The organism is Pseudomonas alvandae (assembly GCF_019141525.1).
In the GTDB taxonomy this organism is placed as follows: domain Bacteria; phylum Pseudomonadota; class Gammaproteobacteria; order Pseudomonadales; family Pseudomonadaceae; genus Aquipseudomonas; species Aquipseudomonas alvandae.
In genome coordinates this window covers 1621073-1646564 of the sequence record NZ_CP077080.1, presented here as the reverse complement: position 1 = coordinate 1646564, position 25492 = coordinate 1621073, and the positions used below count along the sequence as shown (strand labels likewise).

The window sequence follows — 25492 nt, the reverse complement described above, 5'->3', positions numbered from 1 at the left end:
TATGTCCACCGAACAACTGTTGAAAACCCCGCTGCACGCGCTGCACCTCGAACTCGGCGCCCGCATGGTGCCGTTTGCCGGCTATGACATGCCGGTGCAATACCCGTTGGGCGTGATGAAAGAACACCAGCACACCCGTGATCAGGCCGGCTTGTTCGATGTGTCCCACATGGGCCAGATCCGCCTGACCGGCGCGGATGCTGCCAAGGCACTGGAAACCCTGGTGCCGGTGGACATCATCGATCTGCCCGTGGGCATGCAGCGCTACGCGATGTTCACCAACGACAACGGTGGCATCCTCGACGACTTGATGGTCGCCAACCTGGGCAACGACGAACTGTTCCTGGTGGTCAACGCCGCCTGCAAGGATCAAGACCTGGCTCACCTGCAAGGGAAAATCGGCGGCCAGTGCAGCATCGAGCCGCTGTTCGAAGCCCGTGCCCTGCTCGCCCTGCAAGGTCCGGCCGCGGTCACCGTACTCGCGCGCCTGGCGCCGGACGTGGCAAAAATGACCTTCATGCAGTTCCAGCGCGTCACGCTGCTGGGCGTGGACTGTTTTGTCAGCCGTTCGGGCTACACCGGTGAAGACGGTTTCGAAATTTCCGTGCCGGCGGCCGATGCGGAGAAACTCGCCCGCGCCCTGCTGGCCGAGCCAGAGGTGGCCGCCATCGGTCTTGGCGCACGAGACTCCCTGCGCCTGGAAGCCGGCCTGTGTCTTTACGGCCACGACATGAACACCGAGACCACGCCCATTGAAGCCAGCCTGCTCTGGGCGATCTCCAAGGTCCGCCGGGCCGATGGCGCACGTGCCGGGGGCTTTCCGGGGGCTGAAACCGTCTTTGCCCAGCAACAGAACGGCGTAAGCCGCAAACGCGTCGGCCTGCTGCCCCAAGAACGCACACCGGTGCGCGAAGGCGCGGAGATCGTCAACGAAGCCGGCGAGACCATCGGTACGGTGTGCAGCGGCGGCTTCGGGCCGACACTGGGCGGTCCGTTGGCGATGGGTTATCTGGACAGCGCCTACGTCGCCTTGGATACACCAGTCTGGGCCATAGTGCGTGGGAAAAAAGTGCCTCTGCTTGTAAGCAAAATGCCATTCGTTCCACAGCGCTACTACCGAGGTTGATTGCTTGTTTCTATAAGTAACGCGGTTGCGTTAAACGTGCACTAATGTGTAACGCAACCGCCATAAAAAGGTGCATGTAGTGATATTCAACCGGGCTTATAACGCCACAGAACAATCGGAATAGCCTTTTGAATAAGCCTTCCCCGGCGAAGCATCTAAAACACCGGCAAGCTGAGCAAATCCGGGCTCTTGAGGGGGGTTGTTTTTTCGTTGGAAGTTGGCGTAGAGTTTGATCACTGTGTTTGCATGGGTCGCTTGGATCGTGACCTGGGCAGTAGCCTACGAAGTTAGCTACAACCCGTTCGACGTCATCTTACTTTCCTGCAACCCAGCCCCAGTACTCTTTCGTGTGGAAAGAGGCTGTCATTAATTTAGCGTCAAGGAAATAAGAAAATGTCCCAACGTCAGAGCGGTACCGTCAAGTGGTTCAACGACGAAAAAGGTTTTGGTTTCATCACCCCTGAAAGCGGTCCGGATCTGTTCGTACACTTCCGCGCCATCCAGGGCAACGGCTTCAAGAGCCTGAAAGAAGGCCAGAAAGTCACTTTCGTCGCCGTGCAAGGCCAGAAAGGCATGCAGGCTGACGAGGTCCAAGCCGAAGCCTAAGGCTTTCGCAAACTAAAAAGCCCCTGATTGATATCAGGGGCTTTTTTATGGCCGCAAATCCGTAAAATGGCTTCTTTTTGGCTCGAGGCCGTCATGTCGAAACATGTGCTCACCCCCCAGGGTGACTTCCCCCCCGCCGGCCTGGGCCGTCGCCTGGCCGCGATGTTCTATGACTTCCTACTATGCACGGCACTGCTGATCGTCACCGGTGGCGTGTACAAGATGATCCAGATGGCGATCATCGGCGAAGAAAAGATGCGCGTCCTCACCGATGCCGGCGCACTGGACGGCGATCCGCTACTGTCCACAGTGCTGCTCTTCGTGCTGTTCGGCTTCTTCGCCAAGTTCTGGACCCACAACGGCCAGACCCTGGGCATGCAGGTGTGGTGCATCCGCGTGCAGAACGCCGATGGCACGGCCATCAGCCTGTGGCAGGCACTGTTGCGGTTCGTGGTGTCGATTGCATCACTGCTGCTGGTCGGCGCAGGGTTTATCTGGGCGCTGTTCGATAAGCGCAAGCGCGGCTGGCATGACATCTACTCGGATACGCAGTTGGTGCGGATTCCCAAGAAGACCAAGTAGGGACACCAAATAATGCTTGGAATACAGTGTGGCGAGGGGATTTATCCCCGCTGGGCTGCGAAGCGGCCCTGAACCTGACACCACAGAGTGTCAGAATGACCAAATGGGGCCGCTTCGCGACCCAGCGGGGATAAATCCCCTCGCCACAGAAAGCCCCGCAAGCCTGAAGATATTCTTCAGCTTCAGGCATTCCCCGCCAACTTCATCCGCGCCGCCTGGGTGAAGTCCAGCATGCGCTTGAGTGGGCGAATCGCCTGGGGGATCAGCGCCGGGTCGACGAATATCTCGTTGCTGCCATCCTTCAACGCCTGAAGCGTACGTTCCAGGGTGTTCATCGCCATCCACGGGCAATGCGCGCAACTGCGGCACGCCGCGCCGTTACCGGCGGTGGGGGCTTCGATGAAGACCTTGTCCGGGCACAGCTGCTGCATCTTGTAGAAGATGCCGCGGTCGGTGGCGACGATCAGCGTCTTGTTCGGTAAGCTCTGGGCGGCGGCGATCAATTGGCTGGTGGAGCCCACGGCGTCGGCCAGTTCAATCACCGAGGTCGGCGACTCCGGGTGAACCAGGATCGCGGCGTCCGGGTACAGTGCCTTCATGTCTTCCAACTGCTTGGACTTGAACTCTTCGTGGACGATGCAGGCGCCGTCCCAGAGCAGCATGTCGGCACCGGTCTTGCGCTGGATATAAGTGCCCAGGTGCTTGTCCGGTCCCCAGATGATCGTCTCGCCGTTGTCCATCAAGCTCTCGACGATTTCCAGTGCGCAGCTGGACGTCACCACCCAGTCGGCCCGAGCCTTGACCGCCGCCGAGGTGTTGGCATACACCACCACGGTGCGCTCCGGATGTTGGTCGCAGAACGCCGAGAACTCATCCACCGGACAACCCAGGTCGAGGGAGCAGGTGGCTTCCAGGGTCGGCATCAGCACGCGCTTTTCGGGGTTGAGGATCTTGGCGGTCTCGCCCATGAACTTGACGCCGGCCACCACCACGGTCTTGGCCGGGTGGGCATTGCCGAAGCGGGCCATTTCCAGGGAGTCGGAGACGCAGCCTCCGGTCTCTTCGGCCAAGGCCTGGATGATCGGGTCACAGTAGAAGTGCGCGACCAGCACCGCGTCCTGAGCCTTGAGCTCGGCGGCGATGGCGGCGCGGTACCAGGCCTCTTGCTCGGCCGACAGCGGCTTGGGCTGCTTGGCGTCGAGGTGAGCCTGGACCAGAAGGCGTTCGGAAATTTGCGTCATGTTCGCAAGACCTATGGGCGCGTTTTGCGCGAAAGTCGAGTATACACCCGGCTCCGGACCACTCGGGTACCGCCGGGAAAGTGAGTGTCCATCAGGCACGGGACAGCGTGAAGCCGGCAAGGCTACAGAATATCCCGCCGTTGCAAAAGATCATTCTGACCTGTGCCCGGCCAGGCGTATCACGACATATAGGCCGAACACAAACCTGTGGCGAGGGGATCTATCCCCGCTGGGTTGCGCAGCAGCCCCGAAATGATGAATGCAACTATGCCTGATGCACTTCGGTGTCAGGCTTTAGGGCCGCTTCGCGCCCCAGCGGGGATAGATCCCCTCGCCACAAACTTGTGTTCGCCAAGAAATTGTTGACTTCCCACCCCCACCAAGCTGACTGAAATGTAATCACTCGCCGCCTCCGCCTGTGTCATCTTTTGCTCAGACCTACGCAGGAGGCCCACCTCCTGCACGCAGCGAATCGACTGACGGACTTTCACCGCATGCAAACAAAAACTTCCCGGCGAACCTTTGTGAAAGGCCTCGCCGCTGGCGGCATTCTGGGGGGCTTCGGCCTGTGGCGCCCGCCCGTCTGGGCCGTCACCAGCCCCGGTCAGCCCAACGTACTGAGCGGCACCGAATTCGACCTGTTCATCGGCGAAAGCCCGGTCAACTTCACCGGCAACCCACGCACCGCCCAGACCATCAACGGCGGCATCCCGGGGCCCCTGCTGCGCTGGCGCGAAGGCGACACCGTGACCCTGCGGGTGCGCAACCGCCTGCACGACACCACGTCTATCCACTGGCATGGCATCTTGCTGCCGGCCAACATGGACGGCGTGCCCGGGCTGAGCTTCAAGGGCATCGAACCCGGCGGCCTGTACGTGTATCAATTCAAGGTCCGGCAGAACGGTACTTACTGGTACCACAGCCACTCCGGTTTCCAGGAGCAGGCCGGCGTCTATGGGCCGCTGGTCATCGACGCCAAGGAGCCCGAACCCTTCCAGTACGAACGGGACTACGTGGTGATGCTCACCGACTGGACCGACGAAGACCCCACCGACATCATCCGCAAGCTCAAGAAGCAATCGGACTATTACAACTACAACAAACGCACCGTCGGCGATTTTATCGATGACGTGGGCAAGAACGGCTGGGGCGCCACCGTGGCCGATCGCAAGATGTGGGCCGAGATGAAGATGAACCCCACCGACCTGGCCGACGTCAGCGGCGCCACCTACACCTACCTCATGAACGGCCAGGCGCCGGACATGAACTGGACCGGCCTGTTCACGCCTGGCGAGCGGATTCGCCTGCGCTTCATCAATGGCTCGTCCATGAGCTATTTCGACGTACGCATCCCTGGCCTGAAAATGACCGTCGTGGCTTCCGATGGCCAACACGTCAAGCCCGTGAGCGTCGACGAATTGCGCATCGCCGTGGCTGAAACCTACGACGTCATCGTCGAGCCGACGCAAGAGGCCTACACCTTGTTCGCCCAGTCGATGGACCGCACCGGCTATGCCCGTGGCACCCTCGCCAGCCGGGCAGGACTGTCGGCGCCAGTGCCGCCCCTTGATCCTCGCCCCTTGGTCACGATGGACGACATGGGCATGGGTGGCATGGATCACGGCGGCATGGCTGGCATGGGCGAAATGAGCGGCATGGACCATGGCTCGATGCAAGGCATGGAGGGCATGGATCACAGCCAGATGCAGGGCATGGACGATAACCCCATGCAAGGCATGGATCACAGCGCCATGCAAGGCATGGGTGGAATGCAGGCCCATCCCGCCACGGAGAAAGACAACCCGCTGGTGGACATGCAGGCCATGAGCGTCAAGCCCAAGCTCGATGACCCGGGCATGGGCCTGCGCAACAACGGTCGCAAGGTGCTGACCTACGCGGACCTGCGCAGTACTTTTGCCGACCCCGACGGGCGCGAGCCAGGGCGCACCATCGAGCTGCACCTGACCGGGCACATGGAGAAGTTCGCCTGGTCGTTCAACGGCGTGAAGTTCAGCGACGCCGCGCCGTTGCTGCTCAAGTACGGCGAGCGCCTGCGCATCGTGCTGATCAACGACACCATGATGACCCACCCCATCCACCTGCACGGCATGTGGAGCGACCTCGAAGATGAGAACGGCCAGTTCATGGTTCGCAAGCACACCATTGATGTACCACCGGGTTCCAGACGCAGCTACCGGGTGACCGCCGATGCACTCGGACGCTGGGCTTATCACTGCCACCTGCTCTTCCATATGGAAATGGGCATGTTCCGTGAAGTCCGGGTACAGGAATAAGGAGCCGACGATGAGAATTGTTTTTCAGTACCGTTGCGTGCCCCTCGCAGTTCTTTTCCTGGGCACCAGCCTGTCGGCCTGGGCCGCAAGCAATGATATGCAAGGCATGGATCACAGCCAGATGCAGGGGATGGACCACAGCCAGATGCAAGGCATGGATTCGATGCAGGGCATGGATTCGATGGAAGCCGCGCCGACCAGCAGCCGCACGCCCATTCCTGAACTGACCGCTGCCGACCGCGCCGCCGTTTATGAAGACCACAACGGCCATGCGGTGCATGACAGCGCCATCAATTCGTTTTTCCTCATCAACCAACTGGAATGGCAAGACGCCGATGACGGCAGCGCCCTGAGCTGGGACGCCTCTGGCTGGATCGGCGGCGACATCGACCGCTTGTGGCTGCGCTCCGAAGGCGAACGCACCAACGGCAAGACCGAAGAAGCCGAACTCCAGGCTTTGTGGGGCCACGCAGTCAGCCCTTGGTGGGACGTGGTAGCCGGCGTGCGCCAGGACTTCAAGCCCGGTGATCCGCAGACCTGGGCGGCGCTCGGCGTTCAAGGCATGGCGCTGTACAACTTCGAAGCCCAGGCCACCGCCTATATCGGTGAAGGCGGCCAGAGTGCGGCGCGCCTGGAGGGCGACTACGACATCCTGCTGACCAATCGCCTGATCCTGCAACCGACCGCCGAAGCCAACTTCTACGGCAAGAACGACCCCGACCGCGGCGTCGGCGCGGGCCTGTCGGAGACTGAAGTCGGCCTGCGGCTGCGTTACGAAATCCGCCGCGAGTTTGCGCCCTATATCGGCGTCACCTGGAACCGCGTCTATGGCAACACCGCCGATTATGCCCGGGAAGAAGGCGAAGACCGCAGCGAGGCACGCCTGGTACTCGGCGTGCGCCTGTGGTTCTGACGGCGTCACCATTATTCCTTTTAAAAAACCTAGAAAACCTGTGCTGTAGGAGTCCTTGCATGTCATTCATCAAAAACGCTGTCATCGCCGCCGCGCTGTCCACCGGCCTGTTGGTCAGTGGCCTGGCCCAGGCCCATCCGAAACTGCTGTCCTCAACCCCGGCAGAAGGCGCCGAGGGGGCAGCGCCGACAAAGATCGAGCTGCATTTTTCCGAAAACCTGATGACCAAGTTTTCCGGTGCCAAGCTGATGATGACCGAGATGCCCGGCATGTCGGCGCACTCACCAATGCCCATGCCGGCCAAAGTGTCCGGCAGCGACGATCCGAAAACCATGGTCATCGTGCCGAACGCGCCGCTCTCCGCTGGCACCTATCAGGTCCAGTGGCGCGCGGTGTCATCCGACACTCATCCGATTACCGGCAACGTCACGTTCAAGGTGAAGTGACTCGTGAGCGACTCGATCAATATTGCGTTGCGCTTTGCCCTGTACGTGGACCTGATGTTGCTGTTCGGCCTGGCCGCCTTTGGCCTCTATAGCTTGCGAGGGCAGGAGCGAGTATCGGGCGCCGTATTGCCTTTCGGGTCGCTGCTGGCGATCACAGTGGTGCTTGGCGGCCTGCTTTCCCTGGCCGCGATGGCGTGCATGGCCTGGGCCATGAGCGGCGTCGCGGATTGGACCGAGCTGTGGCCGCACATTGAAATGATGGTGTTCGAGACGGATGTCGGCTGGGCCTGGATGCTGCGCATGGCTGCGCTGCTGCTGGCCGGTTTCGCCGTAATGTTCAGCCAACGTTGGTCGACCGCCAGCCTCGGCCTGGCCACGCTCTGCGGTGCCGTGGCCTTGGCAACACTCGCCTGGGCAGGCCACGGCGCCATGGACGAAGGCTCGCGTCGCAATTGGCACTTCATCACCGATTTCCTGCACCTGTGGGCGGCAGGTGGTTGGGTGGGCGCCTTGGCTGCGTTTGCCCTGTTGCTTCGCCAGGCCGAGCCGCAGTTGGCGGTATTGGCCCGGACACTGACCGGGTTCGAAACCGCCGGGGCGCTGATCGTGGCGATCATCGGTGTGACCGGCGTGGTGAATTACCTGTTCATTGTCGGCCCGAATGTCGATGGGCTGCTCGACAGCACTTACGGTCAATTGCTGGCACTCAAGCTCATCCTGTTCGCCGCCATGTTGGTGTTCGCGGCGCTGAACCGCTTCCATCTGAGCCCATTGCTGGAACAGGCCAGACAGACCGGCGAACATGGCGTCGCGGTGACTGCCTTGCGGCGCAGCATGGTCCTGGAATTCTCCGTGGCAGTGATCATCCTGGCGCTGGTGGCGTGGTTGGGGACGTTGAGTCCGGTGATGGAATAAGAATATTTTTCCTACTCCGCTGGCCCCGTGGCGAGGGAGCTTGCTCCCGCTGGGTGGCGAAGCCGCCCCTCCTAAAGCACCCGACATGCCCGACAAATGGCATTCTTGCTTTTCAGGTCTGCTTCGCAGCCCAGCGGGAGCAAGCTCCCTCGCCACAAAGGCCCATGGGCTGGATTTAGTTTTTCGATAGGCCCCGCCAGTTTTCAGTTTGCCCAAGGCAGCGTGCCCCAGCCTAAATAGCGCTTTGTTCCAACCAAGGCTCTGTTATGGAAAACGTTCGAACCTCAAGCACCCATGCCGGCTGGCTAATGGTCAGCATCGTATTGGTAGCGCTGAATCTACGGCCTTCGATGGCAGCCGTCGGGCCGTTGTTACCAGCGATTCGCGGCGAAGTCCCCTTGAGTTTCAGCGCGGCGTCGCTGCTGACCATGTTGCCTGTCATGGCGATGGGCTTGGCAATGTTCCTCGGCATGCGCATCGCCCTGCGTATCGGCGAGCACCGCACCATCGTGCTGTCGCTGTTGATTGTTGGTATCGCCACAGCCTCGCGCCTGTATCTGGACAGCGCCGCCGGGTTGATCGCCAGTGCGGTCGTGGCCGGGCTCGGGATAGCCTTGATCCAGGCTGTGATGCCGGCACTGATCAAGTCGCGCTTCGCCGATCACGTATCACTGCTCATGGGCTTGTACGTCACTTCCATCATGGGCGGTGCAGCAATTGCCGCATCGTTTTCACCTTTGGTCCTGGTGCAGACCGGCAGTTGGCGCGTCAGCCTGGCCATTTGGGCATCGTTATCACTGGTCGCCCTGGGCTGCTGGTACGCTCAGCGAGCGAGCGTCATCCCTTTGCCCGAAGCAGCGTCCCGGCATCACGAAGCGTTTGCCAGCAACGCCCGGGCCTGGCTCCTGGCGATTTTCTTTGGCTTGGGCACCGCCTCCTACACGTGCGTATTGGCCTGGCTGGCGCCGTACTACGTAGAAAAAGGCTGGAGCGAACAGCACGCTGGCCTGCTGTTGGGGTTCCTCACGGCAATGGAAGTGCTCTCTGGGCTGGTAACCCCCGCGATTGCCAACCGCAGCCGGGATAAACGCCTGGTCCTGAGCGTCCTGCTGGCCTTGATCATCAGCGGCTTCTGCGGCCTGATCCTCAGCCCGGAACGCTTCAGCCTGCTCTGGCCCTGCCTGCTGGGGCTGGGTATCGGCGGCCTGTTCCCCATGAGCCTGATCGTATCCCTCGACCACGTGGACAACCCACGCCGGGCCGGTGGCCTTACAGCGTTCGTGCAGGGAATTGGCTATCTCATTGCCGGGCTTTCGCCACTGGTTGCCGGAATGATCCGCGATCGATTGGGGAGCTTCGAGTGGGCCTGGTGGTCGCTCATGGCGGTCATGGTGTTGATGATGGGAATGGTGTTGCGCCTGAATCCGAAACATTACGCACAGCACATCCGTTGAATTGAGGCTAGTTAAACCCCGGAGCGTTAACTGGCGAGTCTTGGCGCTACTATACCTGCCAGGAATTTTTACCTCGTAAGGGAGCTACGCCTTGTCCGTCACACCTGACAGAACCTTCGCTGAAGTGCTCAAGCAAACCGTCAAACGCATTCTTGACTACTGGACTCAAATTACAGTCACTTTCGGCCTGCTCGCGACAGGTTTAGGGTTCGTCACGCTGTATCTTTACACCCGCACGATTGGACGTATCGATCTCTTCATGCCGTCGATCGATGTGAAGTCTGCTTTATTGGTCTGGGTCGTGCTGGTCCTGCTACTGATGCTTTCATATCTATTCATCCTCGGGGGAACCACGTGGATGTTCGGCTGCTCCGTTCTGCTTTTTTCTAACTTGAAGGACAACCAACCGAGGGTTCTGTTTTATCTGACGGTCCTGACCGTGGTGGGGTTTAGCGCCTTCATCTGGGCCACCTTTTTCCCGCCCATACCATTGGGCGCCTGGGAGACTTTCATCGCGTTGCTCCTGATCGTCTTCGTGGTGTGCTGGCTCATGTACGCCGTCACACCATTCAAGCGAATTGTCAGAAAAAGCACACTTGTCCAAGCCAGGCTGGATCGTGCCCGCTTGAAACGTCTGGAAGCCAGCAAACAGGCAAAAAAGAAGAGGCTTTCAACGCATAAGGCAACCCGCCCGCCGAAAGCCTGGATGAAAAAATGGCACGCCTTGGTGCACGAATGCGGAAAAAAGACCGCGTCCGCACGGCGCTGCATAAAAGAAAAATGGCAACGACTACTGTCGTGGATACAGGCTCGCAAAGAATTCGGACTCGTCACCGTGCTCTCGCTTTCCATATTCCTGACGGTGATCTTCGCAGCCTTTCCAATCCTTTTGACGATACGTTCGCACATGGAGAGGGAAACGCCCGACACAGTTCCCTACGTAGCGGGCCTGTCCTGGATGACACTCATCTTCACTCTGTTACCGGTCATCGTATTTTATTGTTTCAAGGGGGATATCTACCGGCGGACCTTTAATAGCCTGGTGGCGATGGTCTTCGCTTTTTGCGCCTTCACATTGCTCTCGCCAGGCAGTTTGAGCCAGATAACCTACATCGCGGCAGGAGGATTATCGGTTCGCCAACAAACGGTGGAGCGCTACGCCTTGCCAGACGATATCAAGCTGCAAGACTTGGATGCCACGATGTGGAAAACGCGTCAGCGTGATTCGCAAAAAATAGAAATCGAGGCGTTCCAGTTGTATTCCTTTGGAGACGTGCTGTTGTTATGCCCAAAAGACATGCTCTCACTCGAACTCAAGGAGCTGAAGAGCTACTCGAAGTTCTGTGTCAGCACGCTCAATAGCAAAGTTGCACGGAAACCCCGGTTACCCATATTCGCCAGGAAACCACAAGAGGAGTGGAGCTGCCGGGTACCCTCATGGCAGATCCACGCAGGGCGCTGGCTCGCATGGGAAGCATTGATCCCGAGCGTTCACCGCTCTGCGTCGGGCGAGAAAAGGGGCTAAAAGACTCGATCAAATCGAGAGCGCGGCTTCCTTCGACAGGTAGCAGAGTTGGCGTACGGTCGCTCTGCAACTGCCCCCGACAGGACTGCTGGCTTTTCGTGTACGGGCGGGCGCACTTTATTTCAGGCAAAAAAAAATCCGGAAATCCTCACTTTCGTGGGCCTTCCAGATTTTTAAAACTACAGAAAATGGTGGGTCGTGTGGGATTCGAACCTACGACCAATTGGTTAAAAGCCAACTGCTCTACCAACTGAGCTAACGACCCGCTGTGTGGTGGCGCGTATAATACTGATTTCTAAGGACTATTCAACACTTAATTTGAAATAAATCAAAAATAAGGGGTTGGATCGCTCACACCCGCCGCCGCGAAGCCTTCGGCACGCAGGCGGCAGCTGTCGCATTTGCCGCAAGCGCGGCCCTGATCGTCGGCCTGATAACACGAAACAGTAAGGCCATAATCCACCCCAAGCTTCACCCCTGCCCTGACGATGTCAGCCTTGCTGAGGTTCTGCAGAGGCGCCTGGATCCGGAAACCCTGCCCCTCTACGCCGGCCTTGGTCGCCAGATTCGCCATGCGTTCGAAGGCCTCGACAAACTCCGGACGGCAATCCGGATAGCCGGAATAATCCACCGCGTTGACACCGATGAAAATGTCACGGGCACCCAGCACTTCGGCCCAACCCAGCGCCAGGGACAGGAACACCGTGTTGCGCGCCGGCACATAAGTCACCGGAATGCCTTCACTCGGCGCCTCGGGAACATCAATGGAACTGTCAGTCAGGGCGGAACCGCCGATGCCGTTGAGGTTCAGGCCGATCACCTTGTGCTCGACAACGCCCAGGTCTCGGGCGACCCGCTCGGCGGCGTGCAACTCGGCACGGTGGCGCTGGCCATAGTCGAAACTCATTGTGTAGCAGCGATAGCCTTCGGCGCGGGCCATGGCTACGACCGTGGCCGAATCCAGGCCGCCCGACAGCAGGATGACCGCGCGCTTTTCTGGAGTGGTTAATTGTTCAGTCATGTCAGCGCCCCGGCTCGTCGTTCCAAAGATATTTGTGCAGTTGCAGTTGCAGGCGCACCGGCAAGTTATCCGCCACCACCCAGTCCGCCAGCTCCCGAGCATTCAGGTCGTGGTGACTAGGGGAAAACAGCACCTCGCCAGCCCGTTGGTCCAGACCGTACTGGATCAGCTTGGACACCGCCCAGTCGTAGTCTTCCCGCGAACAGATGACGAACTTGACCTGATCGTTGGGCGTCAGCAGCTCGATGTTCTCATAGCGGTTGCGGTGGGCTTCTTTCGAACCAGGAGTCTTGAGGTCCACGACGCGGCTGACCCGCGGATCGACCGCCGATATATCCAGCGCGCCACTGGTTTCCAGGGAAACCTCATAGCCTGCATCGCACAATTGCTTGAGCAAGGGGATGGCATTGGGCTGCGCCAATGGCTCACCCCCCGTGACGCAAACATAACGCGGACGGAAGCCGGCCACTTGTTCGAGGAGATCGTCGAGGGTGCGCAAGGTGCCGCCATTGAAGGCGTAGGCACTGTCGCAGTATTGGCAACGCAATGGGCAACCGGTAAGGCGCACAAAAACAGTGGGCAGCCCGGCCGTTCGCGTTTCACCCTGCAACGAGTAAAAAACTTCGGTAATTCTCAATGTGTCTTGCATAGTCGCCACGGGCGTAACAGCTAAACAGGCTGTCCGCCTCCGTCAGGCACCTCAAGGAACCCCGCCAACGCGTAGATCCCAAGAAGCGTGTTTCATAAAAAGGGCGTGAATTCTAACGAAAAAACCCGCGACAGGCGCGGGTTTCTTCCAAGCGGGTTCAAACAGCCTTACATGCGCTGCAGATCGCGCTGGGCCAACTGAGCGGCGGATGTCCCCGGATACTGGGCCACCACCTGCTGCAGAATGCCCTTTACCTTGTCGGTGTGACCGAGGCGGCGCTCTACGTCAGCCAGCTTGTACAGCGAATCCGGCACCTTGGCGTGCTTGGGATACAGTTGCGAAACCTTGGCGAATGCCTGGCCGGCACCTTGCAGGTCACCCTTGGCCAGGTTCACCTCACCCAGCCAGTATTGGGCGTTGCCCGCGTACTGGCTGTTTGGGTATTTGCGCAGGAAAGCGGCAAAGGCCTGGCTGGCCTTGTCGAAATCCTTGGCCTTGATCAAGTCGAAGGCAGCATCGTAGTAGAGCTTTTCCTTCGCTGGATCAGCCGGCTCGCCACCGGCAGCAGGTGCTGCTGGAGCACTCGCCCCAGCGCCTGCGGCTGCACCGGGGGCGTTCAGATCGCCACCGGCTGGAGAATTCTCAGGAGTCGCGGCAGGTGCAACGCCGGTTCCTATGCGCCGATCAAGATCCTGGTATCGCTCCAGGTTTTCCTGCTTCATGCGCGAAATATCATTTTGCAGTTCTTCAATCACACCCTGTTGGCGCGAGATCTGATCCTGCATTTGCTGCAGTTGGTTGAACAGCTGGCCCTGTGCCGAGACAGGGGCCGAAACCCCTCCCCCGGCATAGGCGCCGTTCGTACCGTAACCTGCAGGCGGATAACTGCTCCCGCTATTGTTATAGCCGGCATCGTTATCGACCACAGGAACCGCAGCCCACGCCGCAAGCGGCGCGAGGCTGAGAGCCAGAACAGTTACAGCACGACGGCACGTTCGCATGACGAATTACTTACGCAGTTCGACGCGACGGTTTTGAGCCCAGGACTGCTCGTCGTTGCCGGTAGCAACTGGACGCTCTTCGCCGTAGGAAACCAGTTCCAGCTGAGCTGGGGAAACACCTTGCAGTACCAGGTAGCGTTGAACGGCTTTCGCACGACGCTCGCCCAGTGCCATGTTGTACTCACGAGTACCACGTTCGTCGGTGTTGCCTTCCAGAACAACGCGAGCGCCGTTTGCTTTCAGGTCTTTGGCGTGAACGTCCAGAGCGCGCATGGCTTCTGGCTTCAGGTCCGAGCTGTCGTATTCGAAGTAGAAGGTGGTGATTGCGCGCAGAGCAGCTTCTTCGCTCATGGAGCCGTCAACTGCACCGGTGTTAGCGCCGTAACCAGCGTTTGGATCAACAGCGCCTTCACCGGCGTTGTCGCCGCCTTTGGACGAGCAACCTACAGCTACAGCCATGGCCAGAGCCAGCGCAGCAAATTTACCAAACTTCAGCATTTCCATCGTGAAACTCCTAATGAACCCCAGTGTGTTAAGTAAAACGTATTGCGCCGCGTCAGTTCAGGTAAGGGGACCAGGACGGTTCTCTGACTTCGCCTTGAGCGGTAGGAAGCGGGAGCCTCACGCGTCCATTAATGGACACGAGCATCAAGACTCCCCGGCCCTGCTGGCGGGTGGCGTAGATTACCATGGTGCCGTTGGGCGCAACAGTAGGTGACTCGTCCAGAGTGCTATCAGTGAGGATTTTTACGCTTCCGCGCTGCAAATCCTGGGCCGCCACCTTGAAATTGGTGAAACCATCCTGGCGATGGATCATGACCAGGGTCTTTTCGTCCGCCGACAGTTTAGGGTTGGCGTTGTAGTTACCGACGAAAGTCACGCGTTCGGCACCACCGCCACCAGCGCTGGTCTTGTAGATCTGCGGCTTGCCGCCACGGTCGGAGGTGAAGTAGATGGTCGAGCCATCCTTGCCCCAGAACGGTTCGGTGTTGATGCCCGGGCCGTTGGTCACGCGCGAGATCGAACGAGACGCCAGGTTCATCACGTAGACGTCCGGGTTACCGTCCTTGGACAGTACGAACGCCAGGCGCGAACCGTCCGGCGACCAGGCTGGCGCGCCGTTCAGGCCTTCGAAATTGGTGATCTGCTCACGACGACCGGTGTCGATGTGCTGCACGAAAATACGTGGACGCTTCTGCTCGAACGAGACATAGGCGATACGCTTGCCGTCAGGTGCAAAACGCGGCGACAGGATCGGCTCGCGCGATTGCAGCAGGGTCACTGCGCGGGCGCCGTCATAGTCGGAACGCTGCAGGGTGTAGCGGGTGTTGTTCTCGGAGAAGCGCTCAGCCGTCACGTAAAGCATACGCGTAGAGAACGCACCCTTGATGCCGGTGAGCTTTTCGAACGACTGGTCGGCGATGTAATGCGCCATGTCACGCAGTTGGTCAACGCTGCCCGATACGCTACCGGTCAGCACTTGCTGTTCGGTGGCGACATTGAACAGGGCGTATTGCACCTGCAAGCGACCGCCCGCCGGAACGATGCTGCCGACCATGATGTACTGGGCGCCCAGGGCCTTCCAGTCACGGTAGATGACTTCGCTGGCCTGGGTTGGCAGGCCGATCATGTTCTGCTTCGGAATCGGCGCGTAGTAACCGGAGTTGCGCAGGTCGTTGCCGATGATTTCCGCCATGTCGTCGGGCAGGACGCTGCCGCCCTGCCATCCGAACGGAACGACGGCGATCGGGGTGGCCCGGTCGCTGCCGCTGGTGACCAGGATGTTCTTTTCCTCTGCCATCGCTATCCCTGCCAGGCAGCAGATAACGACAAGCATTGATCGAAGAAGGTTTCTCACAAGGCTAGATCCTCAGGTGTGAATGTCATCTTGAACGAACGATAGGGAGCAAAATCGCTCGGCTTCATTCCTTGCATTTCCGTCAACCGCCCAATGTTCTTGACCGCCGCGACCGCCGAAGCGTCGAACGGACCATCGCCACTGGACTTGGCCACGCTGACCGAGGTAACCGTACCGTCGGGCAACATGCCGATTTGCAATACTACCGTCATGCCTTTGCGCGCCGAAGGTGGACGAGCCCAGCCTTCCGCCGCACGGGCACGAATCAGATCATCGAAGCTACCGGCGACTTCATCGCCCTGCTCGTCGGCCAATGCCTGCTGGCGCTCCGGCGTGTCGGAAAGCAAATCTGCCAAGGCCTGGGCCTTTTTCTCTTCGGCGGATTTACGCGCTGCGTCCTGGGCCTTTTTCTTGGCGGCGTCGGCGGCGGCTTTCTTCTTCGCGTCTTCGGCGACTTTCTTCTTCGCCTCTTCAGCTTCAGCTTTCTTCTTGGCGTCTTCGGCCGCTTTTTTCTTCGCGTCCTCGACAATCTTTTTCTTCGCTTCTTCAGCGGCCGCTTTCTTCGCCTCTTCTTCAGCGGCTTTCTTGGCTTCTTCTTCGGCTTTCTTCTTGGCTATATCAGCCAATTGTTTCTCTTCTGCCTTTTTGGCCTCGGCGGTCTTCTTCGCTTCGTCGGCTTTCTTGGCCTCGTCTGCCTTTTTAGCCTCGTCCGCTTTCTTCGCCTCGTCGGCCTTCTTCGCTTCTTCGGCCTTTTGAGCAGCTTCTTCTTTCTTTTGTTCCGCGGCCCTCACGGCTTCCTGCTCGACCTTCTTCTGCTCCATCTGCTCGACTTCAGTCTGGCGCGCGGCGGATTTCTTCGCTTCGCCGGCAAGCTTCTGGTTGGTCTGCGTCGTGGCCTGGCTCTTCGACTTGAGCTGGTAAAGGGTCGCCTGCACGATCGGCTTGGCCGGCGGCAGCTCCGGGGTCATGGCAAAGCTGACGAACAGCATGCCGAACACCAGCACATGCAGGCCGATGGCAAGGACACTAGGCCAGAAGTAGCTTTCCGAGGCGGACGGCTCTCGCTGTTGCTGCATCAGGGCGCCTCAGTGATCAAGCCAACGTTACCAACCCCGGCTTTCTGCAGGCCGCCCATGGCGCCCATCACGGCACCGTAGTCGACGGTCTTGTCGCCGCGAATGAACACCTGGGTGCGCTTGCCGGCATCGTTGCCGACACGAATGATCTTGGTCACCGCGTCGGTCATCTGCGGCAGGGTCATGGCCCGGTCCTGCTGTTTCTCGGTGTCGACTTCGCTGCCAAGGTTCCAGTAATAGGTCTTGTCAGCCTTGATCGAAATGGTCAGGACCTGGGTGTTGTTGTCCTGCGGCAAGGCTTCGCTGGAAACCTTGGGCAGATCGACCTTCACGCCCTGATTGAGCATCGGCGCGGTCACCATGAAGATGACCAGCAGTACCAGCATCACGTCGATGTAGGGCACCACGTTCATCTCGGCAACCGGCTTGCGCTTGTTTCGGGCTCGAGCGATTAAAGCCATCGGGAAATACCTGCTTATTCTTCGCTGGTGTGCACTTTGCGGTGCAGGATCGCCTGGAATTCATCGGCGAACGTGTAGTAGCGGCTGGTCAGCGTTTCGCTGCGGGCAGCGAAGCGGTTGTAGGCGATAACGGCCGGGATCGCCGCGAACAGGCCGATGGCGGTGGCGATCAGCGCCTCGGCGATACCCGGGGCCACGGTAGCCAGGGTCGCTTGCTGGGCGGATGCCAGGCCACGGAAGGAGTTCATGATCCCCCACACGGTACCGAACAGGCCGATGTACGGGCTGACCGAACCGACGGTCGCCAGGAACGGCAGGCCCTGTTCAAGTTTTTCTTCCTCGCGGGAAATGGCGACGCGCATGGCACGGGCCACGCCTTCCATGACCGCTTCAGGATCCACACCGGGCTGCTGGCGCAGACGGGAGAACTCCTTGAAACCGGCGCGGAAGATCTGCTCGACGCCCGAATCCGGGTCCGGATTGCTGCCGGCCTGGCGGTACAGCTTGGACAGGTCGATGCCGGACCAGAAGCGCTCTTCGAAGCTCTCCAGGGCACGGCGACCGGCGCGCAGCATGTTGCTGCGCTGAAAGATCATGATCCACGAGGTCACCGATGCGGCTACCAGGGTCAGCATTACCAGTTGCACCACGACGCTGGCATTGCTGACCAGGCTCCACATGGAGGAATGGTCGACGACGTTAGCTTCCACGCTTTATCTCCTGCTCTGAGTGTGTACCCGCGCCGCTCACGCCGGCAAAGGCCGCACGTAGAGCTTCGGGAATGGCCCGGGGTTTCAAACTATGGGTGCGCACACAGGCCACCAAAAACTGCCCTTCGCAGAGCAGCACATTATCCGCAGCGCGCCTGACCTGCTGCTTGAAGCGCAGGCTGACGCGGTTCAACTCGATGACATCGGCAGTCACCACAAGCTCATCGTCCAGTCGCGCCGGCGCGTGATAACGCGCTTCGCTGGAATGCACGACGAATAACAGGTCCTCCCCTGCCAGCGCGGATTGGGCGAAACCCAGTTCCCGCAGCCGTTCGGTTCGAGCCCGTTCCATAAACTTGAGGTAATTGACGTAGTAAACGATGCCGCCGGCATCGGTGTCCTCGTAATAAACGCGACAGCGATGTGCGAACGACTCCAGCCCGTTTTGCGCGCGCATACTCTAGTGCTTACTCCTCAGGTTGCCAATCGGCCAGGCAACTGTTTTTTCATTCTCGAACGCATTGACGCTCCAGGCGTGGTCTGGGACAGCACCAACCGGAAAAAAGTCGTCGTACAAAGCGCGTTCAATCGTCTACCGCATCGAGGAACTCGTCTACCACCGGCATCTCGCCCATTCGTGTCGGGATGTTTAAGCCGAAGTGCAGATAAGCATGCCGCGTCACCACGCGCCCGCGCGGGGTGCGCATGATATAGCCCTGTTGGATCAGGTACGGCTCCAGCACATCTTCAATCGTATGACGCTCTTCGCTGATGGCGGCGGCCAGGCTGTCCACACCCACCGGGCCACCGTCGAATTTCTCGATCATGGTCAACAGCAGGCGCCGGTCCTGGTGATCGAAACCGCGTTCGTCAATGTCCAGCAGGTTCAGCGCCAGGTCGGCGATCGGCTTGGTGATATGGCCCTTGGCCCGGACTTCGGCAAAGTCCCGGACCCGGCGCAGCAGGCGGTTGGCGATCCGCGGCGTACCGCGGGCCCGACGGGCGACTTCGTAGGCGCCGTCCGGGTCCAGCGGCAAGCCGAGGATGCCGGCCGAGCGGCTGACAATTGTCGCCAGGTCGGCGTTGTTGTAGAACTCCAGGCGCTGGACGATACCGAATCGGTCACGCAGCGGGTTGGTCAGCATGCCGGCGCGGGTGGTGGCCCCCACCAGGGTGAAGGGTGGCAGGTCGAGCTTGATGGAACGCGCCGCCGGCCCTTCGCCGATCATGATGTCGAGCTGGAAATCTTCCATGGCCGGGTACAGCACTTCTTCGACGATTGGCGACAGCCGATGGATTTCGTCGATGAAGAGTACGTCATGAGGTTCAAGGTTGGTCAAAAGCGCCGCCAGGTCGCCCGGTCGCTCGAGCACCGGCCCGGACGTGCTCTTGATCGACACCCCCATTTCCTGGGCGATGATATTGGCCAGGGTGGTCTTGCCCAAGCCCGGCGGGCCGAAGATCAAGGTGTGGTCCAGCGACTCGCTGCGCCCACGGGCAGCCTGGATGAACAGCTCCATCTGCTCGCGCACGGTCGGTTGACCGATGTAATCGGCCAGGCTGACAGGACGAATCGCGCGGTCCTGGATTTCCTCGCGGTCACGGGGGGCGCCCGTGGCGGCGATCAGGCGGTCAGCTTCAATCACTTAAATCATTCCCTTCAGGGCACGGCGAATCATGTCTTCGGTGCTCAGGCCTTTTTCCTTGATCGCGGAAATCGCCTTGCTGGCTTCCTGCGGCTTGTAGCCCAAGGAAATCAGCGCGGTGACCGCATCGTTTTCAGCGCTAACCGCAGGCGCAGGCGCATCCGGCTGGTTTGGTACCAACGCGAACATCGCCGGCACCGCCTCCCAGGCCTTGAAGCGATCCTTGAGTTCCACCAGCAGGCGCTCGGCGGTTTTCTTGCCCACGCCCGGCACCTTGGTCAGGGCCGAGGTGTCCTGGGACTGCACGCAACGAATCAGTTCATCGACTTCCAGGCTCGACATCAAGGCCAGGGCCAGTTTAGGACCGACGCCATTGAGACGGATCAACTCGCGGAAGAAATCCCGCTCGCGCTTGCCAACGAACCCATAGAGTAACTGCGCATCCTCGCGCACGACCAAATGGGTGTGCAGGGTCAGCGGCTCGCCGACCGACGGCAGGCGATACAGCGTGGTCATGGGCACTTCGAGCTCATAGCCCAGGCCGTTTACATCCAGAATCAGGTGCGGCGGCTGTTTTTCAGCCAGGGTGCCGCGCAAGCGTCCAATCACGTTTCAGATCCTTGGGCGTTGTCCAGCCACCGGCTGGCGAATAACAACCCGAGCATAAAGGCCGACGATACAGGCGCAACAGGCTCGGGCTCATGAATGAAGCGCTGATGCTATCAGAGACGCAGGCGCCCGCCACGACTGCGTGCGGCTCCCAAGCCATGGGGCAACAGACTGGAGCGGGTATGGGCATGGCAAATGGCGATGGCCAGGGCGTCGGAGGCGTCGATCTGCGGCTTGCTGACCAATTTCAACAAGTGCATCACCATCATTTGCACCTGCTCCTTGTTCGCCGCACCGGTTCCGACGACCGCCTGCTTGACCTGGGTCGCGGTGTACTCGGCGATCTCCAGGTTTTCCTCGGCCCCAGCCACAATCGCCGCGCCTCGGGCCTGCCCAAGTTTCAAGGCTGAATCGGCGTTACGGGCCATGAAGACCTTTTCGATGCCCATGGTCACGGGGCCGTAGGTCTGGATGACTTCGCGCACGCCGCGATAAACGATCTGCAAGCGTTCATGCAGCTCACCCGCACCGGTGCGGATGCATCCGGAGGCGACATACACGCAGCCGCGCCCGGTATCGCGAACCACACCGTAGCCGGTGATGCGCGAACCGGGGTCGATACCAAGGATTAAAGTCATAGCGCCTGCGGTTTGAAGGGGAGTTATCCAGACCTGCGGGAGCGAGCTTGCTCGCGATGGCGTCGGGTCAGCAAGCACTGTGTTGACTGATGTATCGCTATCGCGAGCAAGCTCGCTCCCACAGGTTGGTCATTGGCAATCGTCATTAGTTGAACAGGCCTTCTCAACCCAGCTGTTCAGCCACCGACTCCGGAATATCGGCATTGGAATAAACGTTCTGCACGTCATCCAGGTCTTCCAGCATGTCGATCAGCTTGAGTACCTTCTCGGCGCCTTCCAGGTCGAGTTCGGCGCTGGTGGTCGGCTGCATGACGATTTCCGCGTCCGCAGGCGCAAAACCGGCCGCCTCCAGGGCGTTGCGCACGGCGTAGAAGCTGGCGAACGAGGTGAACACGTCGAACGAACCGTCTTCATGGCTGACCACGTCGTCGGCATCGGCTTCGAGGGCCGCTTCGGTCAGCGCATCCTCGTCGACGCCCGGCGCAAAGCTGATCTGCCCTTTGCGCTCGAACAGGTAGGCTACCGAGCCATCGGTGCCCAGGTTGCCGCCGCATTTGCTGAAGGCGTGACGCACGGCCGCGGCGGTGCGGTTGCGGTTGTCGGTCATGCACTCGACCATCACCGCCACGCCGCCTGGGCCGTAGCCTTCATAGGTCAGCTCTTCAACGTTGTCGGCCTCGGTGGCGCCAGCGCCACGGGCGATGGCCCGGTCGATGATGTCGCGACTCATGTTCGCGCCCAGCGCCTTATCCAGCGCCAGGCGCAAGCGCGGGTTGGAACCCGGATCACCGCCACCCTGGCGGGCCGCGACCGTCAGCTCACGGATCCACTTGGTGAAAATCTTGCCTCTCTTGGCATCCTGACGTTCTTTGCGGTGCTTGATGTTCGCCCACTTGGAATGACCTGCCATAACTCGCTCCGTTTCGCTCTGGAACATTGCCCGCCCTGCGCTTGCGCAGTGGCGGCAATCAGAAATATCGACCCCAACGAAAAGGCGCATCCGAAGATGCGCCCTCTCAGGTGCCAGCCTTACTCAGCCTTTGGCTGTTCACGCAGGCGGATGTGCAACTCGCGCAACGCCTTGGCGTCCACGACGCCAGGCGCCTGGGTCATGACATCGGCCGCGCTCTGGGTTTTCGGGAACGCGATCACTTCGCGGATCGACTGGGCGCCGGTCATCAACATCACCAGGCGATCCAGGCCGAAGGCCAGGCCACCGTGGGGCGGGGCGCCGTATTTCAGGGCGTCCAGCAGGAAGCCGAACTTCTCTTCCTGCTCGGCTTCGCTGATGCCCAGCAGACGGAACACCGCCTGTTGCATTTCCTTGCGGTGGATACGGATCGAACCGCCACCCAGCTCGGTGCCGTTCAGGACCATGTCGTAGGCCCGGGAAAGTGCGCCGGCCGGGTTGGCCTCCAGCTCTTCAGGCGAGCACTTCGGCGCGGTGAACGGGTGGTGCAACGCGGAGAAGCTGCCGTCATCGTTTTCTTCGAACATCGGGAAGTCCACGACCCACATCGGCGCCCACTCGCAAGTGAGCAGCTCCAGGTCGTGACCGACCTTGATCCGCAGCGCACCCAAGGCTTCGCTGACGATCTTGGCCTTGTCGGCGCCGAAGAACACGATGTCGCCATCGACCGCGCCAACACGATCGAGGATCACGTTGAGGTTGGCTTCGGGGATGTTCTTCACGATTGGCGACTGCAGGCCTTCAACGCCCTTGGCGCGCTCGTTGACCTTGATGTACGCCAGGCCGCGGGCACCGTAGATACCCACGAACTTGGTGTAATCGTCGATCTTGCTGCGTGGCATGCTCGCACCGCCTGGTACGCGCAGGGCGGCAACACGGCATTTCGGGTCGTTTGCAGGACCGCTGAACACCTTGAACTCGACATCCTTGAGCTGGTCGGCCACGTCCACCAGTTCCAGCGGGTTACGCAGGTCAGGCTTGTCGGAACCGTAGCGGCGCATGGCCTCTTCGAAGGTCATGTGCGGGAACTCACCGAATTCCAGGTCCAGCACTTCCTTGAACAGGTTGCGGATCATGCCTTCGGTCAGGCCCATGATGTCTTTTTCATCGAGGAAGCTGGTCTCGATGTCGATCTGGGTGAACTCAGGCTGACGGTCGGCACGCAGGTCTTCGTCGCGGAAGCACTTGGCGATCTGGTAGTAGCGATCGAACCCGGCCACCATCAGCAGTTGCTTGAACAGCTGCGGCGACTGCGGCAAGGCAAAGAAACTGCCGGGGTGGGTACGGCTCGGCACCAGGTAGTCGCGGGCGCCTTCCGGCGTGGCGCGGGTCAGGATCGGCGTCTCGACATCGAGGAAGCCGTTTTCATCCAGGTAGCGACGGATGCTGGTGGTCATGCGCGAACGCAGGCGCAGCTTCTCGGCCATTTCCGGGCGACGCAGATCGATGAAGCGGTAGCGCAGGCGCGTTTCTTCACCGACGTCGGAGTATTCATTGAGCGGGAACGGCGGGGTTTCCGCTTCGTTCAGCACTTCCAGCTCATAACCCAGCACTTCGATCATGCCGGACGCCATGTTGGCATTGCCGGCGCCGGCTGGGCGCAGGCGCACCTTGCCGGTGATCTTGACGACGTATTCGCTGCGCACGCGGTCGGCGGTGGCGAAGGTTTCAGCGCGGTCCGGATCGAACACCACCTGGGCCAGGCCTTCACGATCACGGATATCGAGGAAAATCACCCCGCCATGGTCACGGCGACGATGAACCCATCCGCAAAGAGTAACTTCCTGGCCTTCCAGGCTTTCGTTCAGTTGGCCGCAATAATGGCTGCGCATCATGGTAGTGGTTTCACTTCTCGTAATTCGACATTCGGTTGGAGGCCCTGCCCGTGCAAGAACTCGCGCGTATTCAACTCAATCAGCCTTGTCGCCACCGGCCAGGTTCTTCTTGGCGCCGGTCTTGAAGTCGGTTTCATACCAGCCGGTGCCACCGAGGCGGAAACCAGGCATGGATAGCATCTTTTTCAGTTCTGGTGCCTGGCAGGCAGGGCAGTCGACCAGCGGTGCCGCGCTGATCTTTTGAATGGCTTCCATCTGATGACCACAGGAAGCACATTGATAGTCGTACATCGGCATGGGGGTTGTCTCGGCGATCAGGTTACTCGCGCAAAAGCGGGGCTTTGCGGCAAAGAGCGGGATTATATCCATTAAATGCGGCCTGTGCAGCCGTAAGACCGCGTGTAGGAGCTGACGAGTGCAACGAGGCTGCGATCTTGCCCCAGACATGAGTCGCAAGCGAAGAGTCAAGATCAAGATCAAAAGATCGCAGCCTTCGGCAGCTCCTACGCCCCACCATGCTCCATCCCGGCGTCCTTCAAACTGTGAACAACGCAGACAACACGCACCAGCCCGCTGAAATTGCGCACGCCGCCATGGCGCAGGTGTACCTCCCTGTCCACATGGGACAGCAAGGTGCTGATGGAGCAACTGTTGAGGTGCGCCATGTCGCCGAGAATATCCCAATAGACCTGCTCCAGCCGCAGGCAGGTGGCGAACCCATTGAGCCGGATAGAGCGGGCCAGGGGACGGGCCAGTTGCATATTGAAACCCCTGACGAACGGGTCGACGCGGATAGACTGCAAGCGTCCACACCCATCTTCCCGGGGTTCTTTTCCTTGAATCATACCGTTGACACTCCTTTGCCATACGAGCCTCAGTCGGAACAACCGATCTGTGGCTCTATGGAAGCTCAACGGGCTCGCCAGTTCCAGATGACTTTTTGACCATCAACGTAGGACAAGCCGACAGAAGACTGGCGACAAATTACGCAGCCCTGGAACCTGACGCCCAGGCGATGATGCCAACGGCAACACCATCGCCTGGGCGTGGCTTACTTATCCTCCAGCAACGAACGCAGCATCCAGGCGGTTTTTTCATGGACCTGCATGCGCTGGGTCAGCAGGTCGGCGGTGGGTTCGTCGCTGACCTTGTCCAATAAAGGAAAGATGCCACGGGCCGTGCGAGTCACTGCTTCCTGCCCTTCGACCAATTGCCGGATCATGTCCTCGGCGCCAGGCACACCCTCTTCTTCCTTTATGGACGACAAGCGCGCATATACCGAGTAAGCACCGGGTGCTGGAAAGCCGAGCGCACGGATTCGCTCGGCGATCAGGTCAACCGCCAGCGCCAACTCGTTGTATTGCTCCTCGAACATCAGGTGCAGCGTCCGGAACATCGGACCGGTAACGTTCCAGTGGAAATTGTGGGTCTTGAGGTACAGCACATAGGTGTCAGACAACAAGCGCGAAAGCCCGTCGACGATGGACTTGCGGTCTTCTTCGCTGATACCGATATCAATGGCCATGTGGTTTGATCTCCTGACGTGATGAATTCGACAGCGGTCATTTCACTCTAGCGGGTGTCGCCGCCTGAGGCCTGCGACAAATCGCCAGCCGTCCTGAACCGACAAGCCGGGATGGCGGGCGGTTCCGGAAAAACCTGAAATCGAATCCTTATTCACGTGGCATCTTCTGGAGCCCGCAGCCGCTCCGCCGACGAACAGCGTCCGGCACGCCAGCAACACGTTTGAGAAGGCTCGGGCTTTGCTGTTAAATAGGCAGTGTGTCGCTACGCCTATTTTTCCGGGCGTCGCGCATAGGCTGATTCGGGTACGTATTACTACGCCTCTCATTGTTCTGGAGCGAACCGCCCCCGATCAGCTCTTCCTTGTGATCTGTCTTAACCGTGAGCCAATC

Annotated in this window: 27 protein-coding genes and 1 tRNA gene; 9 read left to right on the top strand and 19 right to left on the bottom strand. The window is 59.9% G+C overall.

Annotated features, from left to right (window positions below):
- Window position 1: 1 nt before the first annotated feature.
- The 3 genes from gcvT to KSS97_RS07145 all read left to right on the top strand — a co-directional run bounded on the left by gcvT (window position 2) and on the right by KSS97_RS07145 (window position 2314).
- Window positions 2-1126, top strand: a complete 1125-nt coding sequence (gcvT, locus tag KSS97_RS07155; protein ID WP_198798045.1) for a glycine cleavage system aminomethyltransferase GcvT — start codon at window positions 2-4, stop codon at window positions 1124-1126.
- Window positions 1127-1519: 393 nt separating this feature from the next.
- Complete coding sequence (locus tag KSS97_RS07150) at window positions 1520-1732, top strand: cold-shock protein (RefSeq protein ID WP_003175786.1); 213 nt, start codon at window positions 1520-1522, stop codon at window positions 1730-1732.
- 93 nt (window positions 1733-1825) lie between these two features.
- Window positions 1826-2314, top strand: a complete 489-nt coding sequence (locus KSS97_RS07145) for an RDD family protein (RefSeq protein ID WP_217861377.1) — start codon at window positions 1826-1828, stop codon at window positions 2312-2314.
- 182 nt (window positions 2315-2496) lie between these two features.
- Here KSS97_RS07145 and nadA read toward each other — a convergent pair whose 3' ends face one another.
- Window positions 2497-3555, bottom strand: coding sequence for a quinolinate synthase NadA (nadA, locus tag KSS97_RS07140; protein ID WP_030140785.1), 1059 nt, complete (start codon window positions 3553-3555; stop codon window positions 2497-2499).
- Window positions 3556-4049: 494 nt separating this feature from the next.
- Between nadA and KSS97_RS07135 the strand changes: the two genes are divergently transcribed.
- The 6 genes from KSS97_RS07135 (at window position 4050) to KSS97_RS07110 (ending at window position 11102) form a co-directional block, all read left to right on the top strand.
- A complete protein-coding gene (locus KSS97_RS07135; RefSeq protein ID WP_217861376.1) occupies window positions 4050-5849 on the top strand; it encodes a copper resistance system multicopper oxidase in 1800 nt (599 codons plus the stop codon).
- A gap of 10 nt (window positions 5850-5859) precedes the next feature.
- Window positions 5860-6762: a copper resistance protein B gene (locus tag KSS97_RS07130; protein ID WP_217861375.1), complete on the top strand. Its 903-nt coding sequence runs from the start codon at window positions 5860-5862 to the stop codon at window positions 6760-6762.
- 59 nt (window positions 6763-6821) lie between these two features.
- Entirely contained in the window at window positions 6822-7208 is a 387-nt protein-coding gene (gene copC / locus KSS97_RS07125; protein ID WP_198797890.1) for a copper homeostasis periplasmic binding protein CopC, read from the top strand.
- A 3-nt stretch (window positions 7209-7211) separates the two neighbouring features.
- The gene (gene copD, locus KSS97_RS07120; RefSeq protein ID WP_217861374.1) at window positions 7212-8123 is read left to right on the top strand and encodes a copper homeostasis membrane protein CopD; all 912 of its coding nucleotides are present in this window, start codon (window positions 7212-7214) and stop codon (window positions 8121-8123) included.
- A 266-nt stretch (window positions 8124-8389) separates the two neighbouring features.
- Window positions 8390-9577, top strand: a complete 1188-nt coding sequence (locus KSS97_RS07115) for a cyanate transporter (protein WP_198797892.1) — start codon at window positions 8390-8392, stop codon at window positions 9575-9577.
- A 91-nt stretch (window positions 9578-9668) separates the two neighbouring features.
- The gene (locus KSS97_RS07110; protein ID WP_217861373.1) at window positions 9669-11102 is read left to right on the top strand and encodes a hypothetical protein; all 1434 of its coding nucleotides are present in this window, start codon (window positions 9669-9671) and stop codon (window positions 11100-11102) included.
- A gap of 189 nt (window positions 11103-11291) precedes the next feature.
- Here KSS97_RS07110 and KSS97_RS07105 read toward each other — a convergent pair.
- From KSS97_RS07105 to KSS97_RS07020, 18 genes are all read right to left on the bottom strand, one after another.
- A tRNA-Lys gene (locus KSS97_RS07105) sits at window positions 11292-11367 on the bottom strand.
- 63 nt (window positions 11368-11430) lie between these two features.
- A complete protein-coding gene (gene queC, locus KSS97_RS07100) occupies window positions 11431-12123 on the bottom strand; it encodes a 7-cyano-7-deazaguanine synthase QueC (RefSeq protein WP_030140792.1) in 693 nt (230 codons plus the stop codon).
- Between the two features lies 1 nt (window position 12124).
- Window positions 12125-12772, bottom strand: a complete 648-nt coding sequence (gene queE, locus KSS97_RS07095; RefSeq protein ID WP_030140793.1) for a 7-carboxy-7-deazaguanine synthase QueE — start codon at window positions 12770-12772, stop codon at window positions 12125-12127.
- A gap of 167 nt (window positions 12773-12939) precedes the next feature.
- Window positions 12940-13773 carry a tol-pal system protein YbgF gene (gene ybgF / locus KSS97_RS07090; RefSeq protein ID WP_030140794.1) on the bottom strand — a complete coding sequence of 278 codons (834 nt, stop codon included), beginning with the start codon at window positions 13771-13773 and terminating at the stop codon, window positions 12940-12942.
- A 6-nt stretch (window positions 13774-13779) separates the two neighbouring features.
- Complete coding sequence (pal, locus tag KSS97_RS07085; protein WP_030140795.1) at window positions 13780-14277, bottom strand: peptidoglycan-associated lipoprotein Pal; 498 nt, start codon at window positions 14275-14277, stop codon at window positions 13780-13782.
- A 52-nt stretch (window positions 14278-14329) separates the two neighbouring features.
- Complete coding sequence (tolB, locus tag KSS97_RS07080; RefSeq protein WP_407682692.1) at window positions 14330-15574, bottom strand: Tol-Pal system beta propeller repeat protein TolB; 1245 nt, start codon at window positions 15572-15574, stop codon at window positions 14330-14332.
- Window positions 15575-15627: 53 nt separating this feature from the next.
- The gene (gene tolA, locus KSS97_RS07075; RefSeq protein WP_186611664.1) at window positions 15628-16707 is read right to left on the bottom strand and encodes a cell envelope integrity protein TolA; all 1080 of its coding nucleotides are present in this window, start codon (window positions 16705-16707) and stop codon (window positions 15628-15630) included.
- Window positions 16707-17159 carry a protein TolR gene (gene tolR / locus KSS97_RS07070; RefSeq protein ID WP_161796096.1) on the bottom strand — a complete coding sequence of 151 codons (453 nt, stop codon included), beginning with the start codon at window positions 17157-17159 and terminating at the stop codon, window positions 16707-16709. The genes tolA and tolR overlap by 1 nt, the downstream gene beginning before the upstream one ends.
- A 23-nt stretch (window positions 17160-17182) precedes the next feature.
- Complete coding sequence (gene tolQ / locus KSS97_RS07065; protein WP_030140798.1) at window positions 17183-17878, bottom strand: protein TolQ; 696 nt, start codon at window positions 17876-17878, stop codon at window positions 17183-17185.
- Window positions 17868-18335, bottom strand: coding sequence for a tol-pal system-associated acyl-CoA thioesterase (gene ybgC / locus KSS97_RS07060; protein WP_030140799.1), 468 nt, complete (start codon window positions 18333-18335; stop codon window positions 17868-17870). Before ybgC ends, tolQ begins: the two co-directional genes overlap by 11 nt.
- A gap of 127 nt (window positions 18336-18462) precedes the next feature.
- Entirely contained in the window at window positions 18463-19524 is a 1062-nt protein-coding gene (gene ruvB, locus KSS97_RS07055) for a Holliday junction branch migration DNA helicase RuvB (RefSeq protein ID WP_030140800.1), read from the bottom strand.
- Window positions 19525-20133 (bottom strand): Holliday junction branch migration protein RuvA, encoded by a 609-nt coding sequence (gene ruvA, locus KSS97_RS07050; protein ID WP_030140801.1) that lies wholly within the window; start codon window positions 20131-20133, stop codon window positions 19525-19527. It lies immediately after the preceding gene.
- Window positions 20134-20246: 113 nt separating this feature from the next.
- Complete coding sequence (ruvC, locus tag KSS97_RS07045; RefSeq protein WP_030140802.1) at window positions 20247-20771, bottom strand: crossover junction endodeoxyribonuclease RuvC; 525 nt, start codon at window positions 20769-20771, stop codon at window positions 20247-20249.
- 163 nt (window positions 20772-20934) lie between these two features.
- Window positions 20935-21681 carry a YebC/PmpR family DNA-binding transcriptional regulator gene (locus KSS97_RS07040; protein WP_030140803.1) on the bottom strand — a complete coding sequence of 249 codons (747 nt, stop codon included), beginning with the start codon at window positions 21679-21681 and terminating at the stop codon, window positions 20935-20937.
- 119 nt (window positions 21682-21800) lie between these two features.
- On the bottom strand, window positions 21801-23576 hold the full coding sequence (aspS, locus tag KSS97_RS07035) for an aspartate--tRNA ligase (protein WP_181288678.1): 1776 nt from the start codon (window positions 23574-23576) through the stop codon (window positions 21801-21803).
- A gap of 75 nt (window positions 23577-23651) precedes the next feature.
- Window positions 23652-23873: an FmdB family zinc ribbon protein gene (locus tag KSS97_RS07030; RefSeq protein ID WP_003178589.1), complete on the bottom strand. Its 222-nt coding sequence runs from the start codon at window positions 23871-23873 to the stop codon at window positions 23652-23654.
- Between the two features lie 206 nt (window positions 23874-24079).
- Window positions 24080-24421, bottom strand: coding sequence for a ribbon-helix-helix domain-containing protein (locus KSS97_RS07025; protein WP_030140805.1), 342 nt, complete (start codon window positions 24419-24421; stop codon window positions 24080-24082).
- A 206-nt stretch (window positions 24422-24627) separates the two neighbouring features.
- On the bottom strand, window positions 24628-25101 hold the full coding sequence (locus tag KSS97_RS07020) for a Dps family protein (protein WP_030140806.1): 474 nt from the start codon (window positions 25099-25101) through the stop codon (window positions 24628-24630).
- Window positions 25102-25492 lie beyond the last annotated feature (391 nt).